General features: G+C 47.6%; 16 protein-coding genes. 8 read left to right on the top strand and 8 right to left on the bottom strand.

Annotated features, from left to right (window positions below; translation table 11 throughout):
- Positions 1 to 7: 7 nt before the first annotated feature.
- The gene (locus EWA64_RS08025; RefSeq protein WP_061893761.1) at positions 8 to 649 is read right to left on the bottom strand and encodes a DUF2959 domain-containing protein; all 642 of its coding nucleotides are present in this window, start codon (positions 647 to 649) and stop codon (positions 8 to 10) included.
- 42 nt (positions 650 to 691) lie between these two features.
- Here EWA64_RS08025 and EWA64_RS08020 point away from each other — a divergent pair, with 42 nt between their 5' ends.
- The 3 genes from EWA64_RS08020 to EWA64_RS08010 are packed head-to-tail and all read left to right on the top strand — an operon-like array spanning position 692 to position 3,000.
- A complete protein-coding gene (locus tag EWA64_RS08020; protein ID WP_061893762.1) occupies positions 692 to 1,636 on the top strand; it encodes a virulence factor BrkB family protein in 945 nt (314 codons plus the stop codon).
- Positions 1,608 to 2,042, top strand: coding sequence for a D-aminoacyl-tRNA deacylase (gene dtd, locus EWA64_RS08015; RefSeq protein ID WP_061893763.1), 435 nt, complete (start codon positions 1,608 to 1,610; stop codon positions 2,040 to 2,042). The genes EWA64_RS08020 and dtd overlap by 29 nt, the downstream gene beginning before the upstream one ends.
- Before the next feature lie 34 nt (positions 2,043 to 2,076).
- Positions 2,077 to 3,000, top strand: coding sequence for a bifunctional GNAT family N-acetyltransferase/hotdog fold thioesterase (locus EWA64_RS08010; protein WP_061893764.1), 924 nt, complete (start codon positions 2,077 to 2,079; stop codon positions 2,998 to 3,000).
- On the opposite strand, the gene EWA64_RS08005 is transcribed toward EWA64_RS08010, so the two are convergent.
- Together EWA64_RS08005 and plsB are read right to left on the bottom strand one after the other, a co-directional pair.
- Positions 2,980 to 4,917 carry an AsmA family protein gene (locus EWA64_RS08005; RefSeq protein WP_061893765.1) on the bottom strand — a complete coding sequence of 646 codons (1,938 nt, stop codon included), beginning with the start codon at positions 4,915 to 4,917 and terminating at the stop codon, positions 2,980 to 2,982. The genes EWA64_RS08010 and EWA64_RS08005 overlap by 21 nt on opposite strands.
- A 348-nt stretch (positions 4,918 to 5,265) precedes the next feature.
- Positions 5,266 to 7,695, bottom strand: coding sequence for a glycerol-3-phosphate 1-O-acyltransferase PlsB (gene plsB / locus EWA64_RS08000; RefSeq protein ID WP_061893766.1), 2,430 nt, complete (start codon positions 7,693 to 7,695; stop codon positions 5,266 to 5,268).
- Positions 7,696 to 8,032: 337 nt separating this feature from the next.
- Between plsB and lexA the strand changes: the two genes are divergently transcribed.
- Complete coding sequence (gene lexA / locus EWA64_RS07995; protein ID WP_039422089.1) at positions 8,033 to 8,656, top strand: transcriptional repressor LexA; 624 nt, start codon at positions 8,033 to 8,035, stop codon at positions 8,654 to 8,656.
- A 176-nt stretch (positions 8,657 to 8,832) separates the two neighbouring features.
- Positions 8,833 to 9,645, top strand: a complete 813-nt coding sequence (locus EWA64_RS07990) for a class I SAM-dependent methyltransferase (protein WP_061893767.1) — start codon at positions 8,833 to 8,835, stop codon at positions 9,643 to 9,645.
- A gap of 67 nt (positions 9,646 to 9,712) precedes the next feature.
- On the opposite strand, the gene sthA is transcribed toward EWA64_RS07990, so the two are convergent.
- Positions 9,713 to 11,143 (bottom strand): Si-specific NAD(P)(+) transhydrogenase, encoded by a 1,431-nt coding sequence (gene sthA, locus EWA64_RS07985; RefSeq protein WP_082796147.1) that lies wholly within the window; start codon positions 11,141 to 11,143, stop codon positions 9,713 to 9,715.
- A 254-nt stretch (positions 11,144 to 11,397) separates the two neighbouring features.
- On the opposite strand from sthA, the gene fabR reads away from it, so the two are divergent.
- The 3 genes from fabR to EWA64_RS07970 all read left to right on the top strand — a co-directional run bounded on the left by fabR (position 11,398) and on the right by EWA64_RS07970 (position 13,973).
- Complete coding sequence (fabR, locus tag EWA64_RS07980) at positions 11,398 to 12,039, top strand: HTH-type transcriptional repressor FabR (RefSeq protein ID WP_039422081.1); 642 nt, start codon at positions 11,398 to 11,400, stop codon at positions 12,037 to 12,039.
- A complete protein-coding gene (locus EWA64_RS07975) occupies positions 12,039 to 12,410 on the top strand; it encodes a YijD family membrane protein (protein WP_061893769.1) in 372 nt (123 codons plus the stop codon). The genes fabR and EWA64_RS07975 overlap by 1 nt, the downstream gene beginning before the upstream one ends.
- A gap of 294 nt (positions 12,411 to 12,704) precedes the next feature.
- Positions 12,705 to 13,973 carry a tyrosine-type recombinase/integrase gene (locus tag EWA64_RS07970; RefSeq protein WP_061893770.1) on the top strand — a complete coding sequence of 423 codons (1,269 nt, stop codon included), beginning with the start codon at positions 12,705 to 12,707 and terminating at the stop codon, positions 13,971 to 13,973.
- Positions 13,974 to 14,112: 139 nt separating this feature from the next.
- Here the strand turns inward: EWA64_RS07970 and EWA64_RS07965 are convergent, their stop codons facing one another.
- From EWA64_RS07965 to EWA64_RS07950, 4 genes are read right to left on the bottom strand one after another with little or no spacing between them, the layout of a single operon-like run.
- The gene (locus tag EWA64_RS07965; protein ID WP_061893771.1) at positions 14,113 to 15,183 is read right to left on the bottom strand and encodes a hypothetical protein; all 1,071 of its coding nucleotides are present in this window, start codon (positions 15,181 to 15,183) and stop codon (positions 14,113 to 14,115) included.
- A complete protein-coding gene (locus EWA64_RS07960; RefSeq protein WP_061893772.1) occupies positions 15,183 to 16,961 on the bottom strand; it encodes a restriction system-associated AAA family ATPase in 1,779 nt (592 codons plus the stop codon). The genes EWA64_RS07965 and EWA64_RS07960 overlap by 1 nt, the downstream gene beginning before the upstream one ends.
- Positions 16,958 to 18,574: a restriction endonuclease subunit S gene (locus EWA64_RS07955; protein ID WP_082796629.1), complete on the bottom strand. Its 1,617-nt coding sequence runs from the start codon at positions 18,572 to 18,574 to the stop codon at positions 16,958 to 16,960. Before EWA64_RS07955 ends, EWA64_RS07960 begins: the two co-directional genes overlap by 4 nt.
- Complete coding sequence (locus EWA64_RS07950; protein WP_061893773.1) at positions 18,571 to 20,271, bottom strand: type I restriction-modification system subunit M; 1,701 nt, start codon at positions 20,269 to 20,271, stop codon at positions 18,571 to 18,573. The genes EWA64_RS07955 and EWA64_RS07950 overlap by 4 nt, the downstream gene beginning before the upstream one ends.
- Positions 20,272 to 20,283: the final 12 nt, after the last annotated feature.

Genomic DNA, 20,283 nt, shown 5'->3' with positions numbered 1-20,283 from the left:
AAGCAGTTTATTGCTGGTTAAGTTTTTGCAAAAACGCGTCCGATTCGGCGATCGCCGCTTTCATCTGTTTGATTGCTTGTTCAATCTCGGTTTCTAGAGAAACCAACTCACCTTTGAGCGACCCCACCGCATTGGCGTTGAGGTTATGCTTTAAATAGAGTGTGTTGTCTCGCAAGGTGTTTAAGACGGGTGTCATTTTTTGCTCGGCGCGCTTCATCGCTTTCAGCATCTGTTGATAGGACGCTTTGGTTTCTTTGAGTTTTTGCTCACTTGAGCGACGCAATTTCGCACTGGTATAGAGGCTCAGTTCTTGTTGCCACTCTTCAAATAAAGCACCCGCTACATCTTCAATCGCGGCGATGCGGTCGCGTACTTCTTGTGCTGCTTTTTCGCTCTCTTGGTACTGCTCGTTGATCTCTTTGTACACCTCTTCCAACTCACCGCCGTTAAACTGGGTTAGGTTGGATAAAGCTTGCAGTGCACTAGTAAACTCTTTTTGCGCCTCTTTTTGAGACGCTTTGGCATCCTCGACTCGGTCGAACATGATCTCACGTTTATGGTAACCGACCTTTTCCATTGCAGAGTAGTATGCTGACTGGCAGCCAGTCAGGGTAAAAATTGATAGTATAATCGCCACTAAATAAGGCATGCTTATTTTCCATCTGTTTTAATGAGCCGTATGGGTAGGACTATGAACCAGTTACCAGGGAGTGACAAGTTGAGATTGCAAAGCCTCGCCGGAAATGGAATCGCGTTTGCGCGCTATTTAATTGCTCGCATGCAGCACGATCGGGTGAATGTGAACGCCGGTTATTTGGCCTATATTACCTTGCTCTCGATTGTGCCACTGATGACAGTGCTTTTATCGATTTTGTCTAAATTCCCTGTGTTTGAAAATGTTGGCTCTGTTTTGCAAGGTTTTATCATTACCCATTTTGTCCCTGCGGCAGGGGATGTGGTACATGGCGCGTTGCAGGATTTTATTGCCAATACTGGGAAAATGACCGCCGTCGGTGCGGCTTTCCTTTTTGTTGCGGCTTTGATGCTGATCTCCAACATCGATAAAAATCTTAACTACATTTGGCGGGTGCGGAAAAAGCGCCGTGCGGTGTTCTCGTTTTCCATGTATTGGATGGTGTTGACCTTGGGGCCGATTTTAGTCGGTGCCAGTATTGCCGCCACATCGTATGTGACTTCGCTGCGTCTTCTCGACAGCGAAGCAATTTCTGGCATGTACAATTTACTGCTGCGCTGGCTACCGTTTATTCTCTCGTTTTGTGCCTTTGTCGGTTTGTATCTGTTGGTGCCGAATAAAAAGGTCCATTTTTCTCATGCAGTAGTTGGGGCAATCATCGCCGCGATTTTGTTTGAGATGAGTAAGAAAGGCTTTGCCGCGTACATTACCCAGTTTCCTTCCTATCAAGTGATATATGGGGCGCTGGCGGCCATTCCTATTTTATTTGTTTGGGTCTATTTGTGCTGGCTGATTGTGCTGATCGGTGCGGAAGTAACCGCGGCGTTGGGCGAGAAGGAACAGTGGAGACTGAGCGCGGAAATGATACACTCTCAGGCAGAAAAAATGTTGGCTGCAGAAGAGGATAGTTGTAGTGATAGCGCTGATTCAGAGAGTAAGTGAGGCCGCCGTTCGCGTCGATGGTGAAGTGGTCGGGCAGATAGAAAAAGGATTGTTGGTCCTACTCGGTGTTGAAAAAGACGATGATGAAGCCAAAGCTCGCCGATTGGTGGAGCGGGTCACCACTTACCGTGTGTTCGAAGACGACGACGGCAAAATGAATCTCAATGTGCAGCAAGTCGAGGGCAAAGTGCTGGTGGTGTCGCAGTTTACCTTGCCTGCCGATACCAAAAAAGGCACGCGCGCGGGCTTTTCTCGCGGCGCTCACCCCGCAGAGGCCGAGCGTTTGTATGACTATTTTTCAGACCAGTGCCAACAGGTGTTGCCGACAGAGCGAGGTCGCTTTGCGGCCGATATGAAAGTATCTTTAGTGAATGATGGTCCGGTAACCTTCTGGTTACAGGTGTAAAGGCAGGAGCCTGTTTACTTGAAAAAGGATTTCTATGTTTAAGCTGATCACGCCGAAAACAGATAACCAACTCAACAAGTATTACCACTTTCGTTGGCAAATGCTGCGTGAGCCGTGGCGTATGCCGATCGGTTCCGAGCGCGATGAATACGACGGTATGAGCCATCATCGCATGATTGTTGATGGCCGGGGACGGCCAATTGCCATCGGTCGATTGTATATCTCTCCGGACAGTGAAGGCCAAATCCGCTATATGGCGGTGAAAGGTACGCGCCGTGGTAAGGGCATGGGATCGCTGGTGTTGGTGGCGTTGGAGTCGCTTGCTCTGCAAGAGGGGGCGAAACGTCTGGTGTGTAATGCTCGTGAGGATGCCATCGCGTTTTACGAGAGAAATGGTTTTGAACGTCGAGGTGAACTGACCGATGAGCGTGGCCCGGTGCGTCATCAGCAGATGGTAAAGCCCCTCGATCCGATGGCCAACGTATTGCGCAATCCCGAGTGGTGTACGGAACTGCAAGATCGCTGGGATAGACAAATACCGATCAGCGATAAGATGGGCATCAAAATCAACCAGTATACGGGGTATCAGTTTGAGTGTAGTGCGCAGCTCAACCCTAATTTAAACCCGCATAATACTCTATTCGCCGGGTCGGCATTCACGCTGGCGACGTTAACCGGTTGGGGCATGGCGTGGTTATTGCTAAAAGAGCGCGGTTTAACTGGCGACATTGTTTTGGCAGACAGTCGCATTCGCTACCGTCATCCGGTGGAGAAGAACCCGATTGCCAGCACGTCGCTGGATGGCATTAGTGGCGATTTGGACCGACTCGCCTCTGGACGCAAAGCGCGTATCGTGATCCATGTGACCATTTTTAGTGGTGAGGTTGCGGCGGTGGAGTTCATGGGAACCTATATGCTGCTACCCGATTACAAAAAGCTATTGAGTCAGCGTGGCTAAAGTGGGTTGGTTTTCACTGGGTGGTTGGCTTTCACTGCTTAGTGCCGCGTCGCATTCGCTGTGGCGCTGGTGTTGATCCGAGAGAAGGTCACCACTCAACTGCTGACAGCCAATCATGAACTGATAGCTGATACCCTGAGGCGCATCGGCGGCGAGGTCCGCTTGGCCGCTGATGTTGCCTGTGATCGACGGGCCGCTGACGTTGATCGGGCTGAGTGACAGCTTACCTCGCTGCATATCGAGCCTGAGCTCCGATAGCATTAATGGTGTGATGCTGTTGTCTTGGGCTTGGATATACGCTTCATGCAATTGCGCATACACCCCGCCCGATAACGTATGGGAGAACATCGCCCAATCGCCCGCCAACCCCTCAGCTTGTAAATCGATGCTGCTGATCGCGTTGATCTCCAACGGCAGGGCTAACTGCGATAACAGAAACCCAGCAGGGAAGCCATCGGCATTGAGGGTGAGTTGCCACGGTTTGCTGATTTGTGTCAGATCAAGCGAAGCCTGTCCTTCCACATAACCTTGTTGTAGCGGGGCAAACAAACGATCCATCTGCCACTTGCCTTGGTCGCTGTGCATTTCAATGATCGGGTGTGAGCTGAGAACGCTCTGGTAGCTTGCATTGGCTGCGCTGGCGCTCAGCGTGCCTTGCCAAAGACCAAGTTGCCTATCGTGTTTAATCTGCAAATTCTGGCCTTCGATATTGAGTCCAGTCAGTTGCCAATACGGCTCGCGGATCAGTTGGATAAATTGGCTGCGCTCGATATTCAGCGTTTCAACGGAAACCTCTTTCGCCTCTCTAAGCAACTGTTTCAGCCACTCTCCTTCACCAGGCTGTTCAGCGGCCCACTTCACGTTATTAACGTTCACGTGTTTCAGTGCCAGCGCGTCTGGAGTGATATGGCCAGAAAAGCTCACGTTCCCCTGTTGCCAGAGAAAAGCAGCCTCTTCGACATCAATTTTTCCAGGATTGAGACGCAGGCTGAGACGCGGTTCAATCCACATGTTGTGTCGGTCTTGCACGCTTTCCGCAGAGAGAGAAAAAAGGCCATCGTTTTGCTGCCACCAAGCAAACGGTAAGGTGAGATTTTCACAAGAGAGCTCAACATTGACCAGTTGATAGCCTTGGTAATCTATGCTGCTACGCATCACATCGAGGCTGTTGATATGGCTAATGTTACCTAGGCTGGTCCAAGGTTTGGCCATAATCGACTGTACTTGTTGCTCTGAGAGTGTAAGGCCATCAATGGTGACATTGACCAGTGACCAGCCTTGTGCGTACTGCTCTGCCTGACCGGAGAGGTGCCCACCACGCCAGAGGAAGGAGAGGCCAAACACTGTGCTCTCTTGCGGACGATAGTCCATATCGAGCAACGCTTTGTTGAACGCCTCGCCTTGCCAATAGATTTGATCAGCGGAAAGTTGAATTTCAGCATACGGCAGCCACTGCTCTGTCGTCTCCCAGTATGGCTGTTTGAGCTGAACTTTAAGACCGCGCGCGCTGAACTCTTTATCGGCGTAGTCAAAGTGAGACAAGGCGATTTGCTGGATATCAACCGTATCGCGCAGCCAAGTTTGCGGATTGCTGCTTAGTCCTTGTTGGAGACTGACACCGTCGATCAGCACACTGTCTAACTGCCACCGTCCATCACGGTAAAGCGACGGGTTGAACCAGAGATCGAGTTGCTCGACATAGCTCACGTCTGGGTGATCAAAGGTCAGATTCTTAAAAGAAAAATGATAGGGAAACTGATAGCGAACTTCTGAAGCACTGACACCAGAGTGCAGCCATTGATTGAGTTGATTGAATACCGGGCTTGCGTAGCGAGTTTGCAGTGAAAACAAAAGCGCGAGTGGAATAATCGCAACGACCAAAAGCAAGACAGTGATGGTTATAACTATTTTTTTCATCCGAATTGACCAAACTCTCGCTGCTTCCCTGCATGTGTTGCATAAGCTTGTCTTAAATTGAGGTGTGATTCAACTAAAAAGCCCCTCGAATGAGTAATGCCGATCGTTTTAAGTCATTGAGCGATCCTGAGTTGGCTTCATAATTGGACTCAACACTCTTGAGTCCGATTTTTTATGTCCGAATTTTCTAAAGAGTTATAAGTTACCGCTGAATGTTGCCAAATGGCTAATGCTACCTGAGAGAAGAAAAGGGAAACCCGTAAAAATCTTTCACGGCCTAGAGATAAAAATGCCACGCGCCGTTAAGCGAGTGGCATTCTCCGAGTAGATACTTTTGGTATTACACGGTTATTGATTGGTGAGCTGGAAGACGCTCTCTTCAATGGTCAATTTCACTTCCGGATAGAGCAGGGCATAGAGCAGTGAAGCGAACTGCTCTGTTTGGGTCTGCTCACAGTTGCCGTCGGCGTCAAGATAGTTCTGCTGTTTTAACGTGCTGAACAGAGAAGCAAACACCCCTTTATCGAAAAACTCGGGTGCGTTGATACCATGAAGGCGACCTAAGCGCTGCGCGATGTCTTGGCTCTTCTGCTCCAAGTCTGCTTTGCCCAATTCAGGATAAGCAACCAGCAAATTGAGGGCGATCGAGTAGCGTTGCAGCGTTTCCGTAATGGTTCGACCAAGGAGCACCAAGGTTTGAGTATTGGCTTGGTTTTTGGTCACTCGATCTTCTGACAGCGATATCATCTGCTGATTTGCCAGCTCATCGAGAATATTGATCACCAACTCATCAAGCTGTTGTTCATCGTGACTTAAGAACAGCTCCGCTTTCAAGAATGGATAGACTTGCGCGACTTGATGTTGGATCTGCGCCACGCTAAGCTGCTCTTGACGGATGATCATTTGCGCAATCAGTGAAGGCAAAGCCAGTAAGTGAATGATGTTGTTGCGATAGTAGGTCATCAAAATCGACTGATTTCGATCCAGTGAAATGATGTCGCCCATGCTGTCCGTTTCAATCACAAACTTATCCAAGGTGAGGGCGTGTTCAACCAGCGCTTCCGCGCTATCACTTGGAATGGTGCAGTTGCTGGAATAGGGCACGTTTTTCAACAGTTGCAGGTAGCTTTCAATTTGGTTGATAAGCGAATCTTTCGATAAAGCGCGCTGGCGAGAGGCCAGCAGTGCCGTGGCGCATAAGGTCAACGCGTTCGCAGCGGCGGCATCGTTGATGTGCGTCATCATCTTATTGGCCAGCTTGTTTACCACCGGATTGATCCATTGCGGTTTGCTGCCGCCCATCGGGTCAATGTCTTTGCTCCACTCTGGCGCATGTTCGTTAAGATACTGGTTCAGTGGGATCGGCTCGCCGAAGTTGACGTAGCCTTGGCCGAAGTTGCGCAGCTTTCTGAGCGTGCGCAGTACCAAGCTGGCGTTTTCTTTCTCTTTCTGTTTACCGCGCAGCTCCTTGGCATAGGTTGCCACTTCCATCACATGCTCATAGCCAATGTAAACGGGCACCAGAGTCACCGGACGGTTAAGGCCACGCAGCATGGCTTGAATGGTCATCGCCAGCATACCAGTCTTGGCTGGCAGCAGACGACCAGTGCGCGAGCGGCCACCTTCTGAGAAGTACTCAACCGAGTAGCCCTTGGCAAACAGCTCGGCCAAATATTCGCGGAAAATCGTCGAATAGAGCCTGTTGCCTTTAAAGCTGCGGCGAATAAAGAAAGCGCCACCACGGCGAAACAGTGGGCCCGCCGGGAAAAAGTTGAGGTTGATGCCCGCGGCAATGTGTGGCGGCACCATGCCTTCGTGGTACAGCACGTAAGAGAGCAGCAGGTAATCCATGTGGCTGCGGTGACACGGTACGTAGACGATTTCGTGCCCGTCTTGCGCGAGGCGGCGCACCGTGGCGGCGTTATTGATGTTCAACCCTTGGTAGAGTTTATTCCACAGCCAGCCCAGTAAGCGGTCGCCCTTTTTCACCAGCGAGTAGGAGAAATCGGCGGCGATCTCATCCATGATGTCTTGCGCTTCTTTGCGTGCTTTTTCAATCGAGATGTTTTTGCTCTTCGCTTCATCTTCGATCACTTGCTTGATGGCCGGTGATTTCATCAAACGGGCAAACAGCACCTGACGTTGCGGAAGATCTGGGCCAGATGCAGCGAGTTTTTGGCGAGAGAAGTGGATGCGTGCCACGCGCGCCAGCTTGTGGGCGATCGCGTTATCGGTACCGTGTGATTGCGCCATATAACGCAGAGAAACCACGGGGCTAAAACGCACCAAGCAATCGCGCCCTGCGGTTGCAACGGCGATGGCTTTTTGCGGTCCATTCATCGCTTGCAAGTAGGGTTTGCTCGTGCCTTCTTTACCCGGTTTACGCCCCCACAACACCGTGGTTGGGATCACTTGCACGTCCAGTTCGTCGTCGTCACTGTGCAGCGACAGCAAGTCGGAAAAGAGCTGGATAGAATCGCTCGGCACTTGGTTATCATCGCCCATCAGCGTGGGACGAGAAGAGATAAATACATAGCGCTGAAACGACTTACCGTGAATCTCTAACGGCGCGAGCGGATCGGGCAAACCGAGTTCCAAGGCGTGTTTTTGTAACGTGAGCAGATCAACGCTGGAGCGAAAAGGCAGGGCGTAAACAATCGGCTTGTTGATATCAATCTGATGATCTTCGATTGGGTTGGACGGAATCGCCGTCCCTTTAACCAGTACCGATAACGGCAACTTTAGTAACGAATGTGAAAATGATTGCCCAGAAGACATATAGGTTCACAGCCTCAATAGATTTCAAACGTACCCAAACGTATTTCTATTACCTAATGGGTCTGGTAGGAGAAATAAGCCTGAGCGATAATTTTAAGCGCAGCAAGAATACCAGAAACTGGTCAAACCTTTTAACTTAATTGAGCGCCTAATTGTGAAAGCGCAATGAATACTATCGCTGCACTATTCACCAGCTATTTCGTTTAAGCCGTCTTGGCCCTAACGCTTTTGTCTGTGAGCTCGGCTTGCCATTAAATTAAAAAACAACCAATTGGGTTTTATTTTGCCGCGTTACTGGATATACTCACAGTGAACTGTATAAAAAGACAGGTGACCTATGAAGCCGTTGACGCCACGCCAACAACAAGTGTTCGACTTGATTAAGAGTAAAATTGATGACACCGGAATGCCACCCACTCGTGCTGAAATTGCCCGAGAGCTGGGCTTTCGCTCTGCGAATGCGGCAGAGGAGCATCTTAAAGCGCTTGCGCGTAAGCAAGTGATAGAAATTGTCCCGGGCGCCTCCCGAGGCATTCGTATTTTGCTCGAAGAGCAGGCGGCGAATGAAGATCAAGGCTTGCCATTGATTGGTCGAGTGGCGGCGGGTGAGCCGATTTTAGCGCAGGAGCATGTTGAAGCGCATTATCAGGTTGATCCGGCGATGTTTAAACCCCAGGCCGATTTTCTGCTACGGGTGCACGGTGAAAGTATGAAAGACATCGGCATTATGGATGGCGATCTACTGGCGGTGCATAAAACTCAGGACGTGCGTAACGGACAAGTGGTGGTGGCGCGAGTCGACGATGACGTAACGGTGAAACGCTTGGAACGCAAAGGCGCGACGGTGCTGCTGCATGCGGAAAATGAGTCGTTTTCCCCGATTGAAGTCGATTTGAGTTGTCAGCAATTGACCATCGAAGGGATTGCCGTCGGCATTATTCGTAACACCGATTGGATGTAGTTCCAGACTGTATTGACGCAAAAGCCCGGCACGCGCCGGGCTTTTGCGTTTTTATGATTTGTGGCAAACAGAAACGCATAGCGTCAGATTAGATGAGATTTATTCTCATTACTTGAAAGGGATATTGAGATTGATTATCATCAACGCGAATGTGCATCGAATAGAAGGTTTCTGGCATGTCTTCCCCTCAAGTACCCGTAGAAAAAGGATATCAGGTACCAGCAAGATTGCTGCAACCCCTGTGGTTGCGCAGCCGGGAAAGCCTGATTGACAATGGCCTTGTTTACGACCCGATTGCGGCCAAAGCCTGCTTAAGTTGTAAGCTGGCTCCAGAATGCCTTTCAGGCGATGTGGCACAAAAGCAGTTACTGCACGTCACCTTAACGCAATTGTGTGATCAACAAGTCGCCCAGTTTCTTCAGCAGCATCCTGATGGTTGGGTGATCAATGTTGGGGCGGGGCTCGATACCCGTTTCTACCGTTTGGATAACGGTCGCTGTCACTGGGTTGAACTGGATATTACCGAGCATTTGCTTTGGCGTCAGAGGCTGTTCCATAAGAATGAACGCTACCAGCAGCAGTGCGGTAGCATCGACGATCTCTCCTGTCTGGATGGGTTGCCTATCTCGGACAAAACCCCGGTGCTGGTGGTGTGTGAAATGGCGTTGTTGGAAGCGTCATTGACGCAAGTGGCGACTTTTATCCAAGCGCTCGGACGCCATTTTGTTTCGGCGCAGGCGTGTGTCGTGTTGGCTGGAGATTTGAGCGAGAGTCGTCTAGGGCAAATGTTGGGCGCTGAGCGCTACGCGCATGGCTTGGCGGCTCCTGCAGAGCAAGTTCTACAGTGGCTTCCTTGGGCACAATGGGTTCGAGTCTTCTCTCCGTTTGATCGTTTTTGCTCGCGCTGGAAAATGTGGCAGCGTTGGCTGAGTAAGATTCCGCAGCTCAAACATCGTTTGACGCCCGTGTTAGTGCACTTGCAGTGGTAGAGCGCGCAACATGTGCCTCCAATAAAAAAACAGCAGGATGTTCCTGCTGTTTTTATAAAAATTTAATTTAAAACAATCGGTTGAGGCCATTTAATGCCGCCACCCGGTAGGCTTCCGCCATGGTGGGGTAGTTAAAAGTAGTGTTGACGAAATATTCGATCGTGTTCGCGGCACCTTTCTGCTCCATGATTGCTTGGCCGATGTGGATAATTTCCGCCGCGCGCTCGCCAAAACAGTGAATGCCGAGAATTTCTTTGGTCTCGCGGTGGAAAAGAATCTTCAAACTGCCGATATCTTTGCCCGCAATTTGCGCGCGCGCCAGATGTTTAAACGAAGAGCGCCCGACTTCATAGGGCACTTTCGCTGCCGTCAGCTCTTGTTCGGTGCGTCCGACGGAGCTGATTTCCGGAATGGTGTAAATACCGGTCGGAATATCTTCAATCAAAATGCTGTCGGCTTTGCCTTTGGTAATTGCTTGAGCCACAAAGCGCCCTTGATCGTAAGCGGCGCTGGCGAGGCTCGGGTAACCGATCACATCGCCGACGGCATAAACATGCGCTACTTCCGTTTGATAGTTGCTATCCACTTTGAGCTGGCCGCGTGAGTCACCTTGCAGCCCAACCGCATTGAGGTTGAGTTTGTCGGTGTTACCGGTACGTCCATTGGCGTACAACAGGCAATCGGCTTTCATCTTCTTGCCCGATTGCAGATGAACGATCACGCCATCTTCGGTGCCTTCAATGCGCTCGTAGGTTTCATCATTGCGAATCACCACGCCACTGTTCCAAAAGTGGTAAGAGAGCGCGTCGGACACTTCATTGTCCAAGAAAGCCAGTAAGCGATCGCGAGTATTGATGAGGTCGGTTTTTACCCCAAGCCCACGAAAGATAGACGCGTATTCGCAGCCAATCACCCCAGCGCCATAAATGATGATATGGCGCGGGTCATGTTTTAAGCTCAGGATCGAGTCGCTGTCATAAATACGTTCGTGATTGAAATCGACATCTGCCGGTTGATAAGGGCGCGAACCGGTGGCGATAACAAATTTGTCGGCGCTGTAAATCTCTTGGGTGCCATCGGATTGGGTCACCGTAATCGAGTGGCTGTCGGTAAACGCCGCGCTGCCGAAGATTAATTGGCACTGGTTGCGGTCATAAAAGCCCTGGCGCAGGCGCGTTTGCTTATCAATCACCGATTTGGCATGGCCAAGAATGGTCGAGAAGGTCGCGTGTAAGCTGGTGTTATTATGACAAAACAGCGGGTTGCTGTTGAACTCAATAATTCGGCTTACCGCATGGCGCAGCGCTTTCGAAGGAATGGTGCCCCAGTGAGTACAGCCGCCACCGACGCTGCTCTCTTTTTCTACCACCGCGACATTCAGCCCTGCTTTGGTGAGCCCCATAGCCGCCCCTTCGCCTCCCGGGCCGCTGCCGATAACTATCACATCAAAGTGATTCGCGTGCGCCATGATCTGTTCCTTGTTATATTTACGTAACATTGCTTTAGCGAGATTTTAACTGATTATACCAGCAGGTAAACAGCGCGCTCGGTAGAGAGTGGAAGTGATCACGCACATTATGGCAAAAGGGGCGAATGCCATGTCGTAGGTCTCCAAAATGAAGACAAGGGATTGCATAACCCGCACAGCCAGTAGTAACGTGCATGCCGTGCCGAGTCTATGACTTATCGGCACGCGCGATTCGCGTTATATTAGCGGCCAGAGACCAACACAGAACAAGAGCAAACGTCATCATGAAGTCAATGGGTATCCGCGCGCAGCAAAAAGAGAAAACTCGTCGCTCCCTTATCGACGCTGCCTTCAGCCAACTGAGCGCTGATCGCAGTTTCTCCAACCTCAGCTTGCGTGAAGTGGCCAGAGAGGCGGGCATCGCCCCCACCTCGTTTTACCGCCACTTTAAAGACATGGACGAACTTGGCCTGACCATGGTGGATGAAGGCGGATTGCTATTGCGTCAACTGATGCGCCAAGCACGCCAGCGAATCGCCAAAGAGGGCAGTGTGATCAGAACGTCGGTCGAGACGTTTATGGAATTTATTGAGAGCAGCCCGAACGTGTTTCGCTTGTTACTGCGAGAGCGATCAGGCACTTCCGCGGAGTTTCGCGCTGCGGTTGCTCGCGAAATACAACATTTTGCCGCTGAGTTGACCGAATACCTTACCAGTACAGGGATGAGCCGCGATGAAGCGCTTGCTCAGGCAGAAGCGTCGGTCATCTTAGTGTTTAGCTCAGGGGCAGAAGCTTTGGATTTAGATCGACGTGAACGCGACGAACTCGCCGAACGTTTGATCATGCAATTGCGAATGGTCGCCAAAGGGGCGTACTGGTATCGCAAAGAACGTGAACGTAACCGATTAAAAGGTGAAATAGAATAATGTTGAATGAAAACAAAGCGCTTTCGCGCAGCTCTGAAAAGAAAACCCTCGTATTGGCTCTGATTACCGGAATGTGCGGCAACGCCATTCTTTCTTGGTTGACCATGAGTGAAGTCACTTTCTCGATTTTTCCGCTGATCGCCTTGGTGCTGGCCGTTCAAGCGCTTTACCAAGAGTATCTCAACCATCCAGTATCGGAAGACATTCCGCTGGTGGGCCTAGCGTGCTTCTTTGTCGGTGCCTTCGGTCACTCGGCGTTTGTTAAAGCGCAATACCCAGAGGCGGGCTCAAACTTCTTTGCCATCATGGTAGCGCTAGTACTGCTAGCTTGGATTGGTAAAAAGCTCGGCTACCTGCGCCGCGCCGCGTAAGATTAAGCTGAAAGCAGCCAATAAAAAACGAGCCAAGCGGCTCGTTTTTTATTGTTCCGAAAGACTAGGATTTACGCTCTAGCATCACACCTGCTTCCATGTGGTGGGTAAATCGAACCCTGAATCTTGTAGCGTCTTCTAAAATCCAACTGTATGTTTTAATATATTGTTTTTATTTGATTTTTAATTGTTCATTGTCCAAGGGTGTCTTTAGCCGTACAATGAAAACTCGTCTTTTCCCGTACCCCACGCCGTACCCAGAGCCGTACCCAGAAATACAGAGGTTTTTCAGTCATGATCAAGCCAGTCGATAAAATTAGTACGAACGCCACACTGAAAGCATTGAAGCCACAAGGCAAGGAATATTTAATTCCAGATAAGAAAATCGAAGGATTGAATATTCGCGTTCGACCAACGGGCACGATGACTTGGATCTTTCGCTTTCAGGCTGGTAACAAACACGAAAAAATCACCATGGGGCGGTATGTTAAGTTAAAACCGGAAACGGGGATGACGCTTGAACAGGCTCGAACAGAAGCAGGGCGTTACCGTAGCTGGCTGGAAAACAATAAAAATCCGAAGCAGGAACTAGCGCGAGAGCAGCGCGAGCAAGAGGAAGCGAAAACTTTTGATGATGCTTTTACCAGTTATGACGAGAAGCGTTTGTCCAAGCAGCTACGAGGTGAACAACCGAGGGCAATCTACATCCGGGATATCAAACCATTTCTTGGCCACATCAAACTAGAAGAGTTGAGAATTCATGATCTTAATAAAGTGTTTGATGCCAAGGTTGATGAGAGTGGTAAGAGAAAGGCGGGTGCGATTGGTGCATGCCACAAAATCATCAATCAGGTGCTCAACCATGCGCTGGCTTTGAATATGCTCGGCGCTCACCCTGCACCACATTTGAAATCCAAGGATGTAGGTGGTGGCTCTAAAGTCACCAAACGCAATTTGAGCTTTTCAGAGTTGAAGACTTTGCTAACCAGTTTGCCTTCCTGGCGTACAGAGCCCTCTAACGTCCGTCTTATGCAGTTTTTGCTTGGGTGTGGGCAACGTATTAGTGCCGTGCTTGAAATGCGCTGGAGTGAGGTAGATTTGCAAGAAAAGGTATGGTTGTTGCCTGCCAGTTCAGAGGATCGTCACACCAAAAGCCAAGAGAGCCGAAAAGTGCCATTAAGCGATTACCTGTTGGCACTTCTTAAAGAGCAGCGTGAGAGTGTGCCAAGCAAATGGAAACTCGTGTGGCCTCAGCTTTTGGTCGATAAGGTTCAAGAGCCCGCAGCAGTACGTGCGCTAATCAAACGTAATTTACCGGACGATTTTGAACGTTTCTCACCACACGATTTGCGCCGTACATTTATCAGCCGTTGCAGCGAAATGGGGCTGGATATCGTGGCGATTGAAAAGACGGTTGGCCACCAGCTACCAGGCATGTTGCGGGTATACAACCATCACGATTACCTTGAAGAGCAGTTAGTGGTATTACAGGCTTGGGGCGAGAAGTTGCAATCTCTGACGGTTGCCAATGTCGTACCATTATCTGCGATTAAATCAGCGTAGTGGGTGGGCAAAAAAAATAACAGGCAAGTATCTTTTTCACTATTGCCAAATGTATCGCCAAAAGAAGCACTGTCTTATATGGAAGTTTTTAAAATTCACGTTTACTACTCGCATGTATTGAGGAACGGTTTTTAGGGTACTATATATCTAGCAATCCGTGCCGATTGGCCTCTTTGATATAGGCTGATTTTAGAAATGCTGTCTCTGTCCAAGGAGACTCACTACATGCAGCAATTTCTGCTTCTAAAGCTTCTTCAGGCGAACGGCCATAATTGCGGCATTCAATTTTTATCCTGTTCATCCATGCTTTGCTTGTTGCCTCAGAGCAGCATTTAGCAGCTAGACGATCTTTAATTCTATATAGGGTGTTCCACGTCTCAAGTTCCTGTTCAAAGCCTGGGCACTTCAAGTCAATTTCAATGGCTGACTTATTTTGGGGTAACATAGAGTTTTTTATAAATCGAATCGAAATTTCAATGTCATAACTACTTTTCGAATATGGAAAAAAGGCACGACGAGGCTTACCATTTTTATCTAAAAGGGGATCTTTGGCTCCTTTATTTTGAGAGTTACACTTATAGCAAGAAGGAGCCAGGTTCTTTAAATTTACGGAGTTAAAAGGGTATACACTTGCTGGCAAATAATGATCGTATGCTTCGCGCGTAGGATCATACTCATTGTCCATCGGTTGTAATCCACAGAATGGACAGCAAGGCAAATCATTCTCTTTAGAAAAATCATTGTAGTGGTCATGCAAATTAGCACCAATCGTATCCCTAACAATTTTCAAATTAAAAAATCCACAACTATATAATTCAGAAAAAAATTTCTTGATTTTTTTGTCCAGTTCAGTTTGGGCAACAGAAGAATAACGAACTGGATTTGCTCGTCCTTCGCATAACGCTTTGATATTATTGTTTCTCAAAAATTGCAGTCTTAGCTCCTTTAGCTCAGTTGGTTGCAATGTTTTAAAATCGTTAAAAATACCGTTCACGTACTTGTAGAAAAAAGCACCAGAACCATTCTCTTTACCTGCTTTATCTTGTCGGTCTAATTCTTCCATAATCAAATACAGCTTCGGCATGCCACGAAAAAGATCGAGGCTGTATTCGACTGTAGTAGCCTTACACCATACCTTGGCAAAAATATATGAAATAAAGCCATGCATGTAGCGCATTTTGTGAGGTATTTGAGTATATGGAAATAGCATTAATCGCCCCTGTCCGTTTTGTTATTTTGATCCGTCCTCGCTAATATTTCTTGAATGGCAAGAGATCGTTCTATGGAATCACCCAGCGTATCAATTATCAACCGAGTCAACTTATGCGGATCTTTTTTACTAAATTCACTTGAGAGAAAACGTTGCAAAAGAGAGTTCGCGATTTCGCCAATTGTTTCTTGCTTGTTAAACGTTTCCATCGTGATTAAATTGATCGAAGCACCCAGTGTGTTGTATTTAGGCGTGTCAACACTGACTTTCTGTGTCTCTTTATCTTTGCTAAATACCAGCACTTTTTCAGGTTTGCTATCGGATATTAGAAATGGAGTGTGTGTGGTTATCAGTATTTCCTGGCTGAAGCTGCTACTGTTCGGGAAACATTGCTGTAAGCGACTAATAAAGTTAGCACGCCAATCGGGGTTAAAGTGGGTTTCTGGTTCATCAAGTAAGAACAAGCTGTTTGTATTGCGAAATAAAATGCATAGGCCGAGACTATGTAGAAATTGATGCTCACCGTCTGAAAGCTCTTTGAGCAGCATCGGCTTTTGTACGCCTTGTTTTGTAAAATAAAAATTTTTAAAGCGCATAATGCGTTGATCTGAAGCCAATACGGGAATAGTTTCACTCACATAATGGCTGTTGCTTTGGTACAAGTCGGTCTTGAGTGAGTCGCTTACCGTGTAAAGATTAAGCGTAAGCAATACCTGAAATGCCTGAAATAATGAAAGTGGATCGTTACTGAAGTTTTCTCGGAATGCTTGCTTGGTGGTGTCGTCTACCCAGTAGTCGAGAACGAGTATATCGTTCGTATTATCCTCAAAGTTCAGGGTGGAACAGCGTTTAAGTGCATTGACAATTTTTGATGAATTAGTATCACCCTCTAACAGTTGCAAGATATTCAAACGGTAACGTATGTTGCCATAGTCATCTTCTTCAGAACTGAGAGCTGGATTATTTTTTACAATACCTTCCAATGTTTCGCGTTCGCTTTCATTTTCACTGGCGAACGCAGTGAGCTGGTTTGCATCAATGGTAACACTGCGGCGTAAGATGATACGAAACTCTTTTAATGCACCTATGCCCACATCCTCTCTGAAAGCTTGAAGGGTCGCTTCATCCTGAAACAGCAAATTGCAAAGTAAAATAGCTTGGCTAAAACTGTTGTCTAGATAGGCCATGCGCGTTTCTGGGTAACCGGGGTATGGTAGTTGTTTTGTCAGGGCATTCCAGTGCTCATCAAACTGAATAAAGCGCATTTTAAAAAATGGCAGGCTTAAAATCTCGTTTTCGCCAGAGGAGTAGCCTAGTATGTATTGAGGGAGAATTATATCGGCATAGCCGCTGCTAATCTCCTCATTAACATTGGTATTAAAATCGCTTTGGTTTCCCCACATAAAGCGAACACTTTCACCAGCATTCTTCCATACAGTCACTTTCGCCCACTCTGTGCTATCTAAACGCTGATACTCTTTAGGTACGCGGATCAGATAATCGAGCTCAAAAGCTTCAGGTGTAAGATATTCCCCTATTTCTTGTAGCTCCTCTGGTAAAAAGCTACGCCTTACTCGCAGAATTTCTAGTTGGTAGAAAATCGCACTTAATGCTTCCAATAAATTGGATTTACCACTGCCGTTTGGTCCAGCACAAATAAAAGGCTCAAACTCTTCGGATTTTGCAAACTCATCTTCGGAGTGAAAGAAATGTTCAAAGCCGCAGGGTAGACTGCGGAAGCCATTAGGAGCAGTGATTTTCAGACGCAATAGTTTCAAGATGTAGTTCCTGCTTTTATCTCAATGAAATTGCCAAAAATCGGTTTTCCGTCTTTTTCATATCCTGTTATATTTTGAGTTTGCTTGATACGACCTTGTTCAAGTCCTTCGAACACCAAGATCTTAATCTGATCATACTCATCTAAGTTAAACTCAAACTCTGCATCGGGATGTAGTTCGGTAATGCGTGTATGTGCCATGCTAAAGAAATCGCTGGCAGAAAATGGTGTATTGCCGATTTTCTTGCAATAGTCTTCTAGCCAAAAGGTGAAAAGATCTTTACGTTTTTCCTTATCAGTTAGTGCATCTGGCAGAAGGTCGCTCTCTGGCAAATGGATGGTTATGCTTTGATCAGCCATTTGCTCTTCTAGTTCAGGCATGGCTGCATCTATCTCATCTTCAGGCTGCCTATTTTCTGGTAGTGGCACTTGCGATAAATCTAGCTCACCTTTAAAGGCTTGTTGACTGAAAGCGCCGTGGAGAGATTCCAGATCATTTAGGCTTTTCTGATAGCGAGATTTTAGAGCTTCAACTTTTTCGACGATGTTGGCGAATTGAGTTTGCAATTCTTTTGGTGGTACAGGGATAGGTAATCCTGTCAGGATTTTCTGATTAATGTTCTGAATATTAGCCCCTTGCCCTCCTTGAAAGATAATTCTGCGAAATGCAATAGATCGAAAAAGGTGAGAAATGTAAGTGGCTTGTAGATCAGGCGTGCTGAGCCTGTAGCGTATTATAAATCCGCTATATGTAACTTTTTCATTCGCTGGATAAACCGCCATACATCGACCAACCAACTCTCGATTGCCATTTGAGCGCACAAAAAGCAAATCACCATTTTTGAGAAAATAGTCGTCACTAGGTAATTCATTTAGTTCAATAAACGAAAGCTCATCAATATTCTCAAGCTTTGCTTTTGCTTTGAAGTCACCTACACCGAGATAACGCACGCTTATCCCGCTTTCTCCTTTACCGAAGTTGAGTCCATTTTTAAATGAACCGTAGCTGTTGAGTGAGCTAATGCTCCATCCCTTCTCATTCCGAACTGGATCACCAAACATCTCCAAAAACGCGCTTTTAAGCAGGTCGTCAAGTTGCTGAAGATGCTCTTTGCGCTGGATGATCAGCCTTTCCACCTTGCTGAGTAGATAGGCAATACGGATTTGGTCGTTAAGGGGCGGGAAGGGAATCTCCAGATTCAAAAAATCAATTTTGGTTAAACTTCTTCTGCGAGCAACCGCTCCTTGCATTCGTGATGCGTAAAGGTTTCTTGCTTGGGGCGATCTCAAATAGCGTTCAAGGTAAGGTATGTGTGTGTTACTTTCGTCTTTGAGTTTCCAAATATCGTAAGCAGGGCTAACGATTCCTGCTTTATATTTCACTTGAAAGCCAAGAACACCTTCGTCTATCGGAAAGCCGACCACAAGTTCATTTTTAAAGGCAATCCGATATTTAGACGTATTATTGCTAGCAACGCGTTTTTTGAATTTCTCGGCTTGGTCAACGAGACCATGCTTCATGGTTATTGAAAGCACTGGTAAATCTTGGTTTCCAGCTCTTTGTTTACCTGAAGGTGCCAAAAGATCGTCAAGGCGCTTGGCGTTCCAGTTCATCTTACCATTCCTTTCAGCTCTAATAAGTCGCGCACAATGCCACTGTGAATACTGAAGAGTTCACCCTCATTGACTTCACCCACTTCGGCCTGAATCAGTCGATCTAAAATTACGCTAGATGCATCGTAATACACTTCGTCAAACACTTCGTCTTTGTAACGGCTCAGTGACAGATCATAGCCTTCTACTTCAATCTCACGGCGCGGCACCATAAAGTACTTCGCGGTGCGGTCAATGTCAGTGGTAACACTTCGGGCATGGAATTTGGCCAAAATATCCTGTAGGTCGCCATAGCCTTCTTGCTTGGTACGCTTGTCATCCAGCGAATAGCCATCTGCGGCCATTTCATAAAACCACACGTTGTTGGTGGCGGGTTTGTCCACTGTGTCTTTGGGGCCCCAGACTTTAGTAAATAATAAAATGGCCGTACTGACTCCTGCATAAGGCTTAAAGACGCCACTGGGCAGGGTGATCACCGCCTTTAAATCGCAGCGGTCCACTAAGATCTTGCGTAAATCCTTAAAGGCTTTACCAGAACTAAACAACACCCCTTGCGGCACGATCACCCCGGCAGTACCGCCTTTTTTCAGTAGGCGGTATATGTTTTCGACAAATAGCAATTCAGATTTGGTAGTAGAAAGCTGCAGGTTTTCGTTGATGTCGCCTTTATCAATGCTACCGGTAAAGGGCGGGTTGGCCATGATAATGTCGTATTCAGCTTCTTCAGTGTAGCTTTTGCTGAGGGTATCTTTGTAGTCGATATTGGGCTCGTCGATGCCGTGCATCATTAGGTTCATCAAGCCTAGGCGCACCATGGTACTGTCGATGTCGTAACCCCAGAGTGAAGCGCTTAGAATGGCTTTAGCCTTTTCAGTAAGACCTGTAGTAACTGAAGCACGAACGAAACCGTCTTCATCTGATTCGAGGTTTTTTGAACCCGATTTTTTATCAAGTTCAGTCACAATGTACTGGTAAGCACCTAATAAGAAGCCTCCGGATCCACAGGCTGGATCGGCAATCTTGTTACCCAGTTGTGGTTGTACCAAATCTGCGATCAGCTTAATGATATGACGTGGTGTACGAAACTGGCCATTTTTGCCAGCAGTGGCAATTGCAGCGAGTAGGAACTCATAGACATCCCCTTGGATATCCTGAAAAGCCTGCCCCTTTTCCTTGGAGTCTTGCTCCATCACCTCGAAGATTTCGTCGATGGTCTTGACGGCTTCCACCAACAGTGCCGGTTTAGGGATAATAAATACGGCGTTTTTCATGTGGTGGGTGAAGTTGCTTTCTGCGCCATTTAAATCTTTTAAGAACGGAAAAACTTTGCCTTGCACATGCTGCAGCATCTCTTCGGCCTGCATGTGTTTGAACTCACTCCAGCGCAGAGTTCGCTTTTCAATGGCATATTTTTTCTCTTCTTCACATTTTTTCTGCCAATCTTCTGCACTATCATCTTCCGCATGTTTTGCTCGATGTTCCGGCGGAATCCATTGTCCTTCAAATTTGGAGGTATAAGACTCATTTGCCCATTCTGAATTCGACTGTTGTTTAAAATCCAGCTCATCAAGGCGCTTCATAAATAGCAGGTAGGTAATTTGCTCGATAGCGGTGAGCGGATTACTGATTCCGCCGCTCCAGAACTTGTTCCACAACTGGTCAATTTTGCTTTTAAGTTCGGGGTTGTTCTGTAACATGGTTTTACCTAT

The sequence above is a fragment of the Vibrio cidicii genome, from assembly GCF_009665415.1.
Lineage (GTDB): Bacteria > Pseudomonadota > Gammaproteobacteria > Enterobacterales > Vibrionaceae > Vibrio > Vibrio cidicii.
Note: the sequence above shows the minus strand (reverse complement) of the source record. Positions and strands in the feature narration are given on the sequence as shown.